The organism is Novosphingobium indicum (genome assembly GCF_014645195.1).
GTDB classification, from domain to species: domain Bacteria; phylum Pseudomonadota; class Alphaproteobacteria; order Sphingomonadales; family Sphingomonadaceae; genus Novosphingobium; species Novosphingobium indicum.
In genome coordinates this window covers 22,237-36,769 of the sequence record NZ_BMLK01000024.1, presented here as the reverse complement: position 1 = coordinate 36,769, position 14,533 = coordinate 22,237, and the positions used below count along the sequence as shown (strand labels likewise).

12 protein-coding genes and 1 tRNA gene are annotated in these 14,533 nt (G+C 60.2%); 4 read left to right on the top strand and 9 right to left on the bottom strand.

The genetic code is table 11. The annotated features are described in order from the left end of the window. Nucleotides 1–50 precede the first annotated feature (50 nt). The 4 genes from IEX64_RS19670 to IEX64_RS19655 all read right to left on the bottom strand — a co-directional run bounded on the left by IEX64_RS19670 (nucleotide 51) and on the right by IEX64_RS19655 (nucleotide 4,825). On the bottom strand, nucleotides 51–1,004 hold the full coding sequence (locus IEX64_RS19670) for a DUF2493 domain-containing protein (RefSeq protein ID WP_188822467.1): 954 nt from the start codon (nucleotides 1,002–1,004) through the stop codon (nucleotides 51–53). A gap of 301 nt (nucleotides 1,005–1,305) precedes the next feature. After that, nucleotides 1,306–1,728, bottom strand: coding sequence for a hypothetical protein (locus IEX64_RS19665; RefSeq protein ID WP_188822465.1), 423 nt, complete (start codon nucleotides 1,726–1,728; stop codon nucleotides 1,306–1,308). 11 nt (nucleotides 1,729–1,739) lie between these two features. Continuing rightward, the gene (locus IEX64_RS19660; RefSeq protein WP_188822463.1) at nucleotides 1,740–2,681 is read right to left on the bottom strand and encodes an ArdC family protein; all 942 of its coding nucleotides are present in this window, start codon (nucleotides 2,679–2,681) and stop codon (nucleotides 1,740–1,742) included. Nucleotides 2,682–2,836: 155 nt separating this feature from the next. Beyond that, nucleotides 2,837–4,825: a ParB/RepB/Spo0J family partition protein gene (locus IEX64_RS19655; protein ID WP_188822461.1), complete on the bottom strand. Its 1,989-nt coding sequence runs from the start codon at nucleotides 4,823–4,825 to the stop codon at nucleotides 2,837–2,839. A 167-nt stretch (nucleotides 4,826–4,992) separates the two neighbouring features. On the opposite strand from IEX64_RS19655, the gene IEX64_RS19650 reads away from it, so the two are divergent. Beyond that, nucleotides 4,993–5,478, top strand: a complete 486-nt coding sequence (locus IEX64_RS19650) for a hypothetical protein (RefSeq protein ID WP_188822459.1) — start codon at nucleotides 4,993–4,995, stop codon at nucleotides 5,476–5,478. Between the two features lie 39 nt (nucleotides 5,479–5,517). On the opposite strand, the gene IEX64_RS19645 is transcribed toward IEX64_RS19650, so the two are convergent. The 4 genes from IEX64_RS19645 to IEX64_RS19630 form a co-directional block, all read right to left on the bottom strand. Further along, a complete protein-coding gene (locus tag IEX64_RS19645) occupies nucleotides 5,518–6,237 on the bottom strand; it encodes an RES family NAD+ phosphorylase (protein WP_188822456.1) in 720 nt (239 codons plus the stop codon). Further along, a complete protein-coding gene (locus IEX64_RS19640) occupies nucleotides 6,234–6,647 on the bottom strand; it encodes an MbcA/ParS/Xre antitoxin family protein (protein ID WP_188822454.1) in 414 nt (137 codons plus the stop codon). The genes IEX64_RS19645 and IEX64_RS19640 overlap by 4 nt, the downstream gene beginning before the upstream one ends. 61 nt (nucleotides 6,648–6,708) lie before the next feature. Continuing rightward, a complete protein-coding gene (locus IEX64_RS19635) occupies nucleotides 6,709–10,941 on the bottom strand; it encodes a strawberry notch family protein (protein WP_188822452.1) in 4,233 nt (1,410 codons plus the stop codon). Nucleotides 10,942–11,044: 103 nt separating this feature from the next. Next, entirely contained in the window at nucleotides 11,045–11,953 is a 909-nt protein-coding gene (locus tag IEX64_RS19630; RefSeq protein ID WP_013832719.1) for a DUF7146 domain-containing protein, read from the bottom strand. Nucleotides 11,954–12,169: 216 nt separating this feature from the next. On the opposite strand from IEX64_RS19630, the gene IEX64_RS19625 reads away from it, so the two are divergent. Together IEX64_RS19625 and IEX64_RS19620 are read left to right on the top strand one after the other, a co-directional pair. Further along, nucleotides 12,170–12,739, top strand: a complete 570-nt coding sequence (locus IEX64_RS19625; RefSeq protein WP_229710590.1) for a lytic transglycosylase domain-containing protein — start codon at nucleotides 12,170–12,172, stop codon at nucleotides 12,737–12,739. 12 nt (nucleotides 12,740–12,751) lie between these two features. Further along, nucleotides 12,752–12,961 carry a DUF5818 domain-containing protein gene (locus IEX64_RS19620; RefSeq protein WP_308422618.1) on the top strand — a complete coding sequence of 70 codons (210 nt, stop codon included), beginning with the start codon at nucleotides 12,752–12,754 and terminating at the stop codon, nucleotides 12,959–12,961. On the opposite strand, the gene IEX64_RS19615 is transcribed toward IEX64_RS19620, so the two are convergent. Then, the gene (locus tag IEX64_RS19615) at nucleotides 12,949–14,223 is read right to left on the bottom strand and encodes a tyrosine-type recombinase/integrase (RefSeq protein ID WP_099185751.1); all 1,275 of its coding nucleotides are present in this window, start codon (nucleotides 14,221–14,223) and stop codon (nucleotides 12,949–12,951) included. The genes IEX64_RS19620 and IEX64_RS19615 overlap by 13 nt on opposite strands. Before the next feature lie 94 nt (nucleotides 14,224–14,317). On the opposite strand from IEX64_RS19615, the gene IEX64_RS19610 reads away from it, so the two are divergent. Continuing rightward, nucleotides 14,318–14,399 (top strand) — tRNA-OTHER (locus IEX64_RS19610). The last annotated feature ends 134 nt before the right edge of the window (nucleotides 14,400–14,533 follow it).

The window sequence follows — 14,533 nt, the reverse complement described above, 5'->3', positions numbered from 1 at the left end:
CTCTGACGGGCTGCGCCAGCGCCGATAGCGCTGGCGCGATGCCCGACGCATCAGTCGGTATCCTGCGCCGCGCGCTTTGGAGAAGTTCCAAGCGGACCCCGGCGATCGACGACCGTAATCCGACGGGATTTGGCTTCGATAACGAGGCGCTCCAGGACCCCGTTTCCGGGAAAGGCGACGACATAGCGGGGGTCGAGCGAGAGCATACGCTCGTTGCGCTTGAAGCCTGCGCGTGCCCCGAGGCGCATGTCGAGGGAGAAGCTGATTTGGGGGATGTTGCGTCGTTCCGCCCATGAGGATGCCAGACGGTCAACGCCCTTGGTATCACCGCCATGGACAAGAACCATGTCAGGAACCCGATCGTGGACTTTGTCCAGAGTAGCCCAGACGTTGTTGGCGAGAGTGAGAGCGTCCTGCTCGTTGGGATGGCGTGTGCGCCCCCCTGCAAAGATCACCGGCGTGCCTTCAGGCATGGCGGCGCGGCGTTTCGCTTCGGACCGGGCTCGGACGAACTCGCGGCCCTCGACAAGCGCGGAAGTCAGCATGGCGCTGTGATTGAAGCGCGAACTCGACACGGGCTTCCACGAGGAGCCGAACTCGTTGAGATAGAGGGCAGCGGCCACTTCGCGCATCTCTTCGAGAGCGAGCATAGCTCCTTCGGCACACTGCGCACGCTCAACTTGGGTCTCGAGTTCATGGGTGTGAATTTCAGATCCATCGGCAGTGGCGACGAGCGCTCGGACTTCGTCGGTTGCGCGATCGACTGCGGTCGATTTGCGGGTCGCGGAACGGTGGAAGATGTTGACGAACGCCCAGCCGAGGTCCTCGGCATCGGCCTCGAGCGCAGTCCCAGAGACCATCGCAAAGAGATCGGACCAGACCGCTTCGAGAGTTTGTACAACCGCATCGTGGCCCGGAAAATCATTGGTGGAAACCGGGGCAGGACCAATCGAAAAACCGGAAAGGTCGAGGCCGGCAAGTTGCTCGGAAAATGATGAGTGCATGGGTATTGTCCTCCTGACTGGCGTGAGGCTGACGCACCCGCTCATGGCTGCGCCAGCGAGAGCCCGTCAGGGCCAGCTTCAGGCAGGATCCGCACCCGACAGGGGAAACCCGCTTGGGCAGGCTGGCGCGGGCAGGCCAACGGCCCACAGGGCCGGGCCAACTCGGGCCTGCGCAAGCCGGGTTGCGGCAGACTGGCGGCTGGCCCAGGGCCTCTCTCGCATGGCTTCAGACCATGAGTGCACATGCAGGCTCCATCAGAATGGACAGGCTCATGTGTACGCTCACAAGTGAGCTGCGCATTCAGGCCACCCGTTTGACGTAGACGCCCTCCCCGTTCGACATGTGACCGAGGCAGACGTAATCGCCGAACAACGCTTCAAAGCGCGAGGCGATCTGAGAGAGCCAGCGTTGTGCCCTCGGCGATCTGGCCGTGCGCCAATCGGCATCCCAATAGGCGCCATCGTTACGCTCGACGATCCACACTGCAACCAGGCCGGCGTAAACCGACACGCCGAAATCCGCATAGGCATTACGCATGAGGATTCGGTCTTCGCGGCCTCGCCAACCGTCGTGCGCGATCAGGGAAGGGAAAGCCCGGCCGGCGCGCTCACGCAGATCCTCGCGGAGCCATTCATATTCGAAGTCCCAGTCGTCGTCGTTTTCGACTTCGAGCACCGTGAAGGCCACGATGGCCCCGCTGGGGTAGCTAACCGATCGGCCCATGACACCCTCCTTCAGGCGGCCAACGCAGCGTCGGCAGACGCTTCGTCGGTATCATCGGCAGAGATCCGTCCTCCGAGGTTGAGCAGAAGCCTTGATGCTTCCTCCGCCTTTGCGGCAGCGGTGAGAATGGCACGGTCATCCTGCTTCAGGAGCTTGAGCCAGTGCTCGATATAGCTCGCATGGCTATCCAGGTGAGTGACTGGCAGACCGAGTTCAGCGCCAAGCATGGCGCTCGAAAGTTCGGCGATGAGTTCCTCGGCGGCATAAGCTGCAGAACCAAATCGATTCTTGAGATTGCGATCGAGGCGGCTGGCATGGCCGGTCCAATGCGACAGCTCGTGCGCGAGCGTCGCGTAATAGTGGTCGAAGCCCGAGAAGAGATGCGCACGCGGCATTGTCACCCGGTCAGCCACCGGTTCATAATAGGCTTCGTCGCCCTGATGCCGCAGGACGGCCGGAATATTGGCAAAGAATGAGTCGAGTTCAGCCTGACGGCCCTCGGGTTCCACCACCTCAAGCGTCGCGGCGGGATGGAAACGTTCCGGAAGACCTTCGACCTGATCGGCATTGAAAACCGGATAGGCCTTCAAAACGCGGCGACTTTCGTCGGTTTTTTCGCCGGTGTCGGGTGCTTCAACTTCCTTAGTGTAGCTCTTGTAGAAGATCGCGATGGTGGATTTTTCACCCTTGCGCACCTGCGCGCCCAGTTCTCTGGCCTGATTGTAGGTCATCCAGAACGGCGAGGCGTAACCGCACATGTCGGCAACCATCCAGAGCCAGAATACATTCATGCCGCGATAAGGGACGCCGCACGCCCGCAAGGGCCGCGAGACTGGCACACCGCGCCATGGTTTGATCCACGGCTTCGTGCCGGACTCGAGGCGAGCGATGATTTCCTCGGTGATACGGGTAGCAGGCGACACTCCGCCGCTTTGTCCCTTGCGATAGGCCATGTTGGATCTCCTGAAATGGCCTGACGACAGTTCCGTCGGTCAGTGCCGGAGATCCCGGAGCCCCCTCCGCTCTCTTTCCATGAAGGAAGCGGCCCCCCGGCATGTGCCGGAGGACCGCTTCACGGTGGCGAGAAGCCGTTCCTGTCAGGAGGAGGTCAGGCGGCCAGCTCGCTCGGGGGCTGATTGTCGTCGTTGGCGACGAAATCCGCGTCGGGACTTTGCGCTTCGTTATCGGCAGGAATTTCCGGCTGCTCGGCAAAGCGCATGACTTCGGGCACCCAGGCAAGCGCCCTTTCCCGAACTTCGACCTCGGTGATGTAGGTCCCCGCGAAGACGCGCTCGGCGCTCATCGCGAGATCGCCCTTTTTCACCGATGCGAAGCGCGAAGACAGTTCCAAACCGCCAATATCGGTGAGCGCATCAAGGATGACCTGCTTCGAGACGCGGTCAAAGTAGTTTGCCGCGGTCGGACGCCACCATTGTGCCATGTCGATGCCGATCGTGCTGCCCAGATGATCCTGGAACGTGATCTGACGTTCGCCTGCCATGTTGAGGCTCGCCTCGAGCGTGCGAGCGACGACGAAGCCAAGCCATGCTGCGCGACTTTCATCAGTGAGTGCCCGAAACATCTTGAAGCGCGACGAAGCGTCTTCGCCAGATCGCCAACTCTCATCGAGACCCGAGCGCAGGTCCGCAAGGGATGCGCTTGCCGGCGCATCCTTCGCTTCGAACCCGACAATCGGACCCGCGGGGACGCCGCCACGCAGGGTCGTGGCCACGCGTGACCGCCAGTCGTGGGTGTCGGCATCCGCGAGGGTGAAGACCATGATGTCGAGCGAAAGGCCGGGATCCGATGCCACGTGGAGCGCGAGCACGTCACGACGTTGCATCGCAAGTTCGTCGACCAGCCGCTTGGAAAGCGCTGCACGGCGTTTGCCATCACTGCCGACACTCGCAACGACTTCGACGACATTTTCGTCACCAACGACTTCGATGTCGCGCTCGCCGTAGAACACCGGCTGGAGAACCGGTGTGCCGTCGCGCGAAAGAACGAGGATCATTCCGGCATCGGCCTTCAGTTCGGGTGCCAGCTCCGGGGGCTTTGCCCGAATGTCCTGGCATTCGCGCTCGATCGCTTCGATCGTCGCCTCGGCCGCAGCAATTGCTTCTTCGGCGCTGTCTTCGTCCTCAAGAATGGCCGCATGCTCGTCGTACGAGGCATCGAGCTCGTCAAGGCGAGCCAGTTCGGCGTCAGTCAACGGAGCCGGCTCGGCTGGAAGTCGAATGAGGCCTTCGACGAGATCGTGACTGGCATAGGCATCAAGCGTCGGCTTGACCCAGGCGAGACCCTGCTCTGCTGCGAGCGCCTTGGCGCGCTTTTCCATCTCCTCCGCGGCGAGCGTTTCGAGAAGCGCGACATCGACCCAGGACTCGCTGTCATCGTCGTCGAAGAGTTCGCGTTCGATCCGGCCACCTGCAGCGATATAGACTTCGCGACCTACAAGGCGGGCCCGAGCATCGCTGCCGCGAACCGTGCCGGAGAGCACCATGCGCCGGATACTGTCGGCGCTGGGCGCATAATAGCCCGAAGACGCCTGATCATAGACGCGAGCCTGAATTTCCTGGTCGGAGGTCGCGCCGAAAGCTTTGGCGAGATCGAGAGTGATTTCACCGGATGCCAGAGCATCGAAGACGACAGGCGCGAGGGTCGCGAGACGCAAACGGCCTTCTACGAAGCGGACCGTCAGCCCGAAGCGGCGCGCGACATCTTCCGTCGAGGCACCAGCATCAATAAGGGCAGCGAACGCCTGCGCTTCGTCGGCGGGGTTCATCGCGAGGCGATGGAAGTTCTCGGCCAGGCTCGTTTCGACTGCGATTTCCGCATCGTCCTCAAGCACGAGGCAGGTAACCTCGTAGCCCTTCGGCAGGACTTTCTCTTCGGCAAGCGCCAGCAAGGCGCAACGGCGGCGCTCTCCGGCTTCGACCTCGAATTTGCCACGAGCTGCTGGCCGAACGATGAGGTTCTGCAACAATCCGTGGGCTGCAATGCTCGCTTTCAGTTCGGAATCTGCGGCTGGGTCACCGTGACGGCGCACATTGCGAGGGGACTGGACCAACTTGGTCAGCGGGATCGACTTGATCATGGGACTTACTCCTGATTGCGAGCACAAGCATCGACCATCGACGCTCCTTCGGCTCAGTCAGAAGCAAGCTTCCTTTCCTCTTCTATGGGCGCAGTCGTTGATAGGGAAACCAGTCATTTACTGGTAATATGGCATGTCACGCCAATATGATGCACGGCCCAACAGACATGTGGAACGAAGACAACGCCATTTACGACGATGGTGAATGGATTACCTGGACTGAGATCAACACACATCTGGCGCGTTTGGAGTTCGAAGCCCGGTTCCCGAACGTCGACGTCGATCTGGTTCCGATATTTCAAGACTTGCTCGCTGTTGCGCAGAACTATTACGAGCTCACGGGCAGCCACCTTCAGGTGTATGGCGATCTCGGTGAACTCTATGGGGCCATCACTCACGGGCTCAAACTGCACCGGAATTACGCACAAGGGTCGGACGGCAAAATTGGCAATCACTTCGTTGAAGTGAAGACGATTACGCCCTTCAAGAGCAACGACACAATTACGCTCAATCTCAAGCGCAACTTTAGCAAGGTCCTGATCGTGAAGATTGATTCTGACTTTGAGGTGCAGAGCAAGCTGATCGACCGAAAAGCCCTGCCGAAGGTGAAGGGCACCTCGTTGAAATTAAGTTGGGCGGATGTCGTTTCATAGCTGGATTGCCTTTTGGCATGCGTGCCGTGGATCTTTCGCTTAAGCAGAACCCACCACCCGAAACACTGCCCCTGTACCAGCGTCTCGAACCAGATCGACACCCATTCCGTCCCAGTGGTAGTCGAGGTGACGTCCCTGAGTGGGGTCGGATGCACAATCCGGGTAGAACAAGCCGACACATTCACCACCCGGATGCCGGATGCTCGGATAGACAAGACCTTCGGCCCCGCCCCCTTTGAGTTCAACAGCGAGGGCTTGCGATGCAGCATAGTTGTCGGGATCTAGCGCGGGATCGCCTGTCGCAAGGCTCCTGAGATCGTGAAGATCAGCGCTTACCGAAAGGATAATCTCACGGAACTCTGAGGTCCAGCCTGGCGCTTCTACAGTGCGAGCCATGAAGCGGGCATGGTGATGGATTGTTTCGAACAGCGCAGTTTCGAATGCATCCCCCGCGTATAGGACGCCGTAGGTCCCATCGGTGAAGCGACTTGGTCGGTCAGTGCTGACATGCGTGAACGGGGCCATCAGATACGATGCGCCGTTGCCCCCTACCCGGCGGTCAGCAGGAACCAGATCGAGATTGCCGATCGTCGCCATGATGCGAGGATTGGTTTTTTGCTCGGCAGAGATCAGCAGTGGCCAATCTGCAGGGTCCGCGATATCTTCGAACAGGTCGATCGGTGGAAAGGCACTGCGGATAATCCGTACAGCACCTTTCCACTCGACCTGGGCAACCGGAATCGCCTCGGAATCAATCACCAGGCACCACGTTCGGCATCAAGATAGCGACGCACCCGCATGATGTCGGTCAGCTCGCCGCCAAGCATGACGTCGAGCGCACTCAATCCGGCAAAGGCGGCGTTACCTGCCTTGATCCAGGCGTAGCCACGTTGGGCTTCGGAAAAGATGATCCTCAGCGCCTTGTGGATACCCATCAGGTTGGAGAGCCGCGCCGCACCATCGCGCGAGACACGGCCCGCACCCTCAGCCTTCCACCGCCGGTAGGAGCGAACCGGCATGTCGAGCAGAGTCGCTGCCTGTTCGTCCGTTACTCCCCATTTCCCAAACAGGTTCAGAACGGCGCGGAACATCGCCGCTGCTTCCTCCTGGGTTACAGGATCGGGCCGGAAGGCATGGGGGACGGTATCAACGGGTTGCAGTGCCAACATGAGCATTCTCCATATGGCATCATATATAACTTTGAATGCCAATTGGCAATATTGGATTGCCTTATCCGACAAGTCCCGCCAAGACTGCCACCGCGCTCGTCGTCGGGACAAAAAGTCGCGTCTGATAGCGGATGATCTCGGTGAAGCACCCATGTGCCTTGTACCAGTCGAGGCGCGACGCCGACCAACCAGCCAGTTCGAGCCGCTTCGCGCCATTGACGAGGCTGCGCTTGAGCGTAAGCGCTTCGCGGCTTTTGATTTGCATCGGACGTCCTGTGCCGAGCACCGCATCAACGATTTGCTCTGCCGAAAAGGCATGTTCGTCTTCAAGCCCAAGCGCCTGGCACAGTTCGGGCACGCAATGGAGCGGAACCTCCCGGCCTAACAGCGAGCGTCCGTCTCGCGCCGAGATCCGGCTGACCCGAACATAGTCGGAAGGTAGTTTGTCCCACACCGGAAGCAGTAGGCCGGTTGCAAGATGCAGGCGCTCGCGCTTGTGATTTGAGGCGGCGTCATCGACCTCCACCTGCCACAGGCGGCGAAATTCGGTTGGATCCACCGTTTCCCAGTTGCTCTCCTCGAGTTGATCGGCGGTGATGTGCCCATTCTTCAAGGGACGGACAAGCTCGAAGCGGGCCACACGCATACCTTCGTCGGTGAGCAGACTACGCGTCGGGACAAGCAGCCCGATCCGGCCTGAGCGCGCATTACGCAGAAGTTGCTGACGCGCACCTGAAAAGCCGTAGAGTTCCTCGAGCCGTTCGAGACGCAAAGGCTTGAACGCGCGGGCGATCTCTAGTTCCAGGAGATGCGTAGTCGCACCTGACAGCGCATCTGTGCGCAGTAGCGTATCGGTCAGCACCTCGAAATGCTCGACCGCAATGGTCTCGACCCCTATGTCGAGCGTGCCGGCCTGGCGTGCTGCATCGATCCGCGCTTCGACGAGGCCGAGAAACTCGTCAAATATCCCGTTTTGCAGAGCAATAGGCAACGCGAGGATGCGATTGAGCCAGCGCTGGATTGTTGGCAGGTCATCGACCATTTCGCCGTCGGGCCCTTCGACCCTGAGCCCGCTCAATTCCTCAAACCGAGAAAGCGTAACGGCTTCCAGCTTGCCTGCGAACAACAGGCCGAACCAGCGATGAAGCGCCTCCTTGGCGTAGGTGCTCTCGAGATTGTCGGCAGGATCGAAGAGGTTCTGCCCACCTGTCTGGCGCTGCCCTCGGGTCAGTGCCCCGAGGCTGTCGAGCCGACGTGCAATGGTCGATATAAACCGACGTTCGCCACGCACATCGGTGGTCACCGGGCGGAACAGCGGGGCCGACGCCTGATTGGTGCGGTTGGTACGGCCAAGGCCCTGAATTGCGGCATCGGCCCGCCAGCCCGGCTCAAGCAGAAAGTGGACCCGGCGCATCTGGTTCTTTGCCGCAAGGTCGGCATGATAACTGCGGCCAGTGCCACCGGCATCGGAGAAAACCAGAATTCGCTTTGTCCCGTCCATAAAATCTCGCGTCTCGGCGACATTGGCGCGCGGAGAGCGCGACTGGAGCACCTGGCGTCCATCGCGTCCGACGATCAGGCGGCGGGTCCGGCCGGTGACTTCGGCGACCTGATCGACACCGAACCGTTCGATGATTGCATCGAGCGCCGTTGCGATCGGCGGCAAGGCACAGAGCTGCTCGATCATGCGATCGCGCGCGGCAAGCGCCGAACGACAGAGAACAGGAGCACCGTTCTCGTCACTCATCGGTTCGGACCGGGCATTGCCATTCTCGTCCGTAAACACGGCCATCAACCGCACCGGAAAGCATTTGGTGAGGTAATCGACCACGTATTCGCGGGGGGAGAGATCGATTTCGAGTGCTTCACGTTCCGCATCGGAGAGATCGGCGAGGCGGCGGTTGAGCATGGCTTCGGCGGTCGAGACGAGTTGCACTACAACAGCGTTGCCGTCGGCAAGTGCCGTATCAATCGCAGGCAGCAGGCTCGGCAGCTTCATCGATAGAAGGAGCTGCGCGAAGAAGCGCTGCTTGGTGCCTTCAAACACCGAAAGCGCAGCCGATTTGGCACCTGAATTCAGGGTATCGCCACTGTCAGTGTCGACGATCCGGGTTGCCTCGAGTGCTTCGCGCAGGTTGGCATGAATGATTGCCCAGGCGTCTGCATAGGCGTCATAAACCGCTACCTGGTCGGGGGTCAGGCAATGCTCGAGAATCTCGTACTCAACTCCGGCGAATGAAAGTGCCCTCGCCGCGTACAGTCCGAGTGCCTTCAGATCGCGCGCGACCAGTTCCATTGCAGCGATACCGCCATCGCGGATGTCTGCGACGAAGGCTTCACGATTGGCAAAAGCCGTCTCGGGACCCCACAGGCCAAGACGGGTGGCATAGGCGAGATTATTGACGTCGGATGCCCCGGTCGCCGATGCGTAGAGCACGCGAGCGCGCGGCAACAGATTCTGGATGCGAACACCGGCAATGCCCTGTTCCGATCCTTTGACCTTACCACGTGAGCCCTCCCCGCCTGCGGCGTTGGCCATCGCATGGGCTTCGTCGAAGACGATGAGCCCGTCGAAGTCCTCCCCTGCCCATTCGAGAATCTGATCGAGGCGGGTCGCGTCGCTTCGACCCGAACGGAGTGTCGGATAAGTCACGAAGAGTATGCCCTCGCGCATCCCGATCGGGACACCGAGCTTCCATTGGCCAAGGGGCTGGACGTCGATGGGAAGGCCGCCGAGCGCGCTCCAGTCGCGGCGGGCATCTTCGAGCAAAGCTTCGTTCTTGGAAATCCAGATGTGGCGCCGTTCGCCCCTCACCCACCGATCGAGGATGACGGAAGCGACCTGCCGTCCTTTCCCTGCACCAGTTCCGTCACCAAGAAAGTAGCCCATGCGGTAGGCGTGCCCCTCGGCGCTCGCCTTCAAGGCGCAGCCCTTGTCGTCGGGCTCAAACCGTCCCGGCAGATCGCGGGCATGCGCGCTTGCGGCATAGATCAGGGTCTCGGCCTGCGCAGCGGATAGGGCGCCCCCAGCAATGAGGCTCGACGGAAGCTGAGGCACCACTTCGGGCACGGGTGCGGTTATCGAACCCATCGCAACGGATTCGACTAGGGGGGTCGGATGCGGGACAGCATCTGCAATCGAGATCCGGCTCGGCCGGTAGGGCAAATAATGCCCAACCTGGCTTTCGATCGGCGCAGGTGCTTCGAGCGGAGTAAAATCAAGCGGCAGGATCGACGGCGCCGCATCGGTTGGATGGACCTTAAGTGGAACTGGTTTCGTCTTGTTCGCAACCAGCCGAAGCGGCAATGCTGGCTTGATGCCGATGCTGGGTCCCGCGGGCAGGCTTACCCGGTCAGGGAGCATATCGATCAGCAGATGAAGCTCGGCAAAGTTTGCCGGCTGGGCGATGATCGGGCTGGTACCATCCTCAGCCTTGTCGAGAATCAGGAGCCGGGTTGAGATTGAGGTGCCCTGCTTGATGAAACCGCGCTCGATCGTCGCGTTGAGGCGCAACGAGAGGGGACCAGCGATCCCGGCGAGGAATTTCGGAAGCTCGAACCATTCGGGCATCACTGCGACCAGGCGGCCACCGGGCAGGAGGCGCTTCCAGGCAGAACGTAAGTGCCGGTCGCCAGTGCGGCTATCGTGGCCCCTCTCGATACCGTGTGAATATGGCGGGTTCATCAGCACCACGCTCGGACCCACGTCGGGCGTGAGAAGTTCGTCGATCAGTTCCCCGTCAAACCCCGTGACTGTCGCCTCCGGAAACACAACGCCTAGGCATTCGCGGCGCAGCGGCGAAATCTCGTTGAGAGCAAGACGCGCAGTTGCCTTTGCTGCCCATACGCCCAGCATCCCGGTCCCGGCCGACGGCTCGAGAACCAGTTCAGCGGCAGAAATCGCGCATGCCTTTGCAGCCATCCAGGCCAGACGGGGCGGCGTCGCGAATTGTTGCCACTCGATCTGCTCATCGCTCCGGTTGGACTGGGTCGGGACCAGACGTTCGAGGTGCGTGAATGCCTCATCGGCGAAGCTGGAAGACATTGCAGGTGAGAATTCAGTTGCCTGCGCCAGGAACAACACCTGCGCCAATTCAAGTGCGGCATGGGCATCGCGTACGGACCAGCGTCCTTCGGCGTCGCTACCGTCGAAGTGATCGGCCATTGTTGCATTCACAGTGAGCCGTGAAATCGCTTGATCTGCAGCGAGCCGCGCGGCCAGCGCCCTCGCGGCTGCCAGCACTTGCGGCTCGGCGGGATCGGAGAATGCGAAAGCGGTATTTGCGTGTGACATGAGAGACCTCCTGAAGAGGCCCGGGGTTTGTCCGGGTGTCCGTTCGGATGGATCCGCCCGGGGGCCTCACAAGGCCCCAAGCCCGCTTTCCTCTCACCGACATTCAGACCGTAGCTCGGACTGAGCGCATGAGCACATCATTCCAGTCGTCGCCGGTTAGCTCCGGACGCCTGGTGACAATCAGCCGCCCTTCACAAGCGTAGGCCTCTCGCGCACGCTCTTCAGCAAGGTGCCCGCCCGCATCATTGTCGACAAAGAGATACAGCTGGTGCACCGATTCCGGGATTGTGGCCAAGCCGAAGCGTTCGTTTCCTAGCGTCGCCCAGCAGGGAACCTTGAACATTTGCATCGCTGAGAGGGCCGTTTCGTTTCCCTCTGCGAGGCCAAGGCGTCCCCCATTCGGGTACGCGAAACGCACCGCCCCAGAACCGGGGCTGCCTAACGCACGCCTGGGCTGATCGAAAGAAGCCAAGCTGGTTTTGTCGAGGTCAAGGAAGGAGCGGTGCAGCGCCAGAATTCCTGCATCATTGCGCACGGCCGCCACCATCGCGGGTAGAAACCGGACAGCACCCTTTGGCCCCAGCGGCATATGCGGGTGGAAACGCAGCTCCGGCGAAGAAATCGTGATGCCTCTGGACACGAGGTACTTCTCGGCGGGGCTGCCAGCGATGGTCGATGCCTCACGCCAGAGCCTCAGCGCATTGCGATTGGCGACTTCCTCGCGCGGTTCGGCCACGATCGGACCACTCGTGCCATCGAACAGGTCCGCAATTCGTATTCCGAGCCCGGCCATGGCTTCTATCACCGCCTCGTTCGTGCAGCCGGCAAAGCAATGAACAAGAATTGCGCGCTTTCCGAGTGTGATGCTTAGCGAAGGAGTGCGATCGTCGTGGGCCGGGCAGCAGCACATTCCGCGCGAACGCGACCAGGCACCGCCCAGCTGCTCGACTATCTTGCGCGCGCGGTTTTCCAGTTGCAGACCTTGGAATTGGGATGATCGGTGTTGGTGCATGGGGCATCTCCATCGTAACGTGCCTCCACCCGCGCAGCCTCCGCTCTGCATCGCTGAGGTTTCATTTTCCTACATCATATGTTCTATATATGTTCTTTCTCGATTCGACCATTAAAGGATTCGGGAATGAGACTGAAATGGGCATTCGCCGCAGTGGCAACGGCAGGATTTGGGTTCGTCCTCCCCGCTCACGCGCAGGATCTTGGGTCCCCTCAGATGACCGTTGCTTCGGAATTGACGACCGATGGCTTCCGCGTTGCGGAAGGGACCGATGGATTTCTTCTCGTCGAACATGGCATCTGGAGTAAGCCTCCAACGGCCTCGTCCGAGCCGCCGGCTGCAGAAGCGGGTCGAACCTATCTGCCCTACCGATATCCAAAGTCCGAGGGCAGCGCGCCATCGGGCTTCCGTCGGGCAAGCTACCTTCCTCATGTTTACGCTGCTGAGGCTCAATACTCGCTACCAAGGGGCCTTCTCGACGCTCTTGTATGGACGGAATCACGATATAATCCCTTAGCCATCAGCAAGGCCGGCGCCGCAGGTTTGGGCCAATTGATGCCAGGGACAGCGCGGGACCTTGGCGTTTCAAATCGCTTCGATCCCAAGGCGAACATCTTGGGTGCGGCGCGATACTTGCGCCAGATGCTCGACAAGTTCGGGGTAGTTCATCTGGCCCTTGCCGCCTACAATGCAGGTCCCGGTGCCGTCGAGCGCGCCGGCGGTGTTCCACGCAATGGCGAGACGCCGGCCTATGTGCGCGAAGTGCTGCGCCATTGGCGCTTTTGAGCGGGGGGCATTGTGAGTGCGGGTCGAATACGCGTGTCGGGGACGTTAGGCAGCGGTAGACGCGGAATGATCCTGACTACATCTGCTGACGATGTCTGGATTGTCGAATGCGATGATGTCCGTGAGGACTTCATCGGATCTACAGTGACCGTCGAGGGCGTTGCCGCGGGCATGGATCGGATACGCGCCGACTGGCTCGGGGTGGAGAGTCATTCTTCCTGACTGTCCTGTGGCGGATGTTTAGCGACGAGCAGTAGAACCTCCCTGCCCCACAGCGCGAGAGCTTCGCGTTTTTCATTCGTGTACTGATGCCGATGATAGACCCCGGCGACACCAGCCATTGCCGAGCCCGACTGATGATTGAGAACGGCCTCTGAAACGACCAGCGGTATTCCAATCCTCTGCAGTCCGGTCGCCACCGTCCGGCGAATGTCATGCATGGTGAAATGAGCGGCTTCATAGCCGAGCTTCTCGTCTACACTTGCCCTTATCCGCTTCCAGGCCTTTGACAACCCACTGACACTGTTGGTGCTGTTGACCTTGGATGCCAGTAGAATTTGGGATTGTTTGTGAGCGTCTTCAGGCGCGATCCCGCCGGCCGCGAAGATGTCCGTGACGACCTCGAGGGACTGTGCGGATAAAGGCACCACGTTTGCCTTGCCATTTTTCGCTCTGTCTCCTGGTACTGTCCAAACTTTCCCCTTGAAGTCGAACTCGTCGCTAGTGGCGTCGAGCACCTCTCCCCGGCGCTGGGCTGTGAGAATCAACATCTGCACAAGATGACCAAACGGATAGCCATCCTCGACGGCGGCTTGCCACAGTGCAGCGACCTCTCGATCGCTGAGCACCCGGTCGCGAGGCTCGCTCCTTTTTGGGCGCCAGGCGTCCCGGCACGGATTGGCTGGCAAATGCTCTAATCTGGTGAGTGCCCAAGTGTAGAAAGTCGAGAGATGGCGATAAACGATGCGCGCCATCGTGAGGGTCTCCTTGCCCCGCTCGAATGCAATCTTTTCGACAAAGCGGCTGACGTCGCTTCGGGTGATCGAATCGGCAAGGCGGTCGCCTAGCTCAGGTTCAATGTACTTGCGGAAAACCCGATCGAACTCTTTCGCGCTCCGCTTTTTGCCGACGATCTGTTGAGCCAGATATGTCTCGTATAGCTCAGCGACAGTGCCGACACCCTTCGATCCCTTCCTCTTCGCTCCCGGCTTTCGGGCGATGCTTTTGCCTTGCTCAACGTCGACGAGTAGATCCCGCGCCTTGCGACGGGCGTGGGCAAGAGTGAAATTCGGGCCGTGCCGCCCGATAGTCACGTTCAACCATTTACCTTGAACGCGCTTACGCAAGATGTAAGTTTTGGTGCCACTCGCTCCCATTCGGAGCCGCAGACCGGTCACGATGCCATCAGCGACCTCAATTTGCCCGCTTGCAGGCGCTTTCAAACCTGCGATCCGAGCATCTGTCAAACCAACTTTGTTCGCCATATGTTCCTGCTACCTTAGGTAGCTTTTTGTAGTGGATACTGGAGAACATATCAAGAACAATGCGGACAATGATTCGCAGAATTCTGCCGTTTTTGGACGCATGCGGAAGCATAAGGACCCTCTGATTTCAGCTCTTAATCAGCGGGTCCTAGGTTCGAGCCCTAGTGCGTCCACCAGCCTTCCGGCAGAAAAACCCCAGAAAACCGCCGTTTTTACCAGTGGCCCTTAGGGGCCAGCGCTCTTGCCGATCGCCACTTCCATACGTTTTTCCATACGTTGGGGCGGATTGGCACGAACAAGAGCGAACATG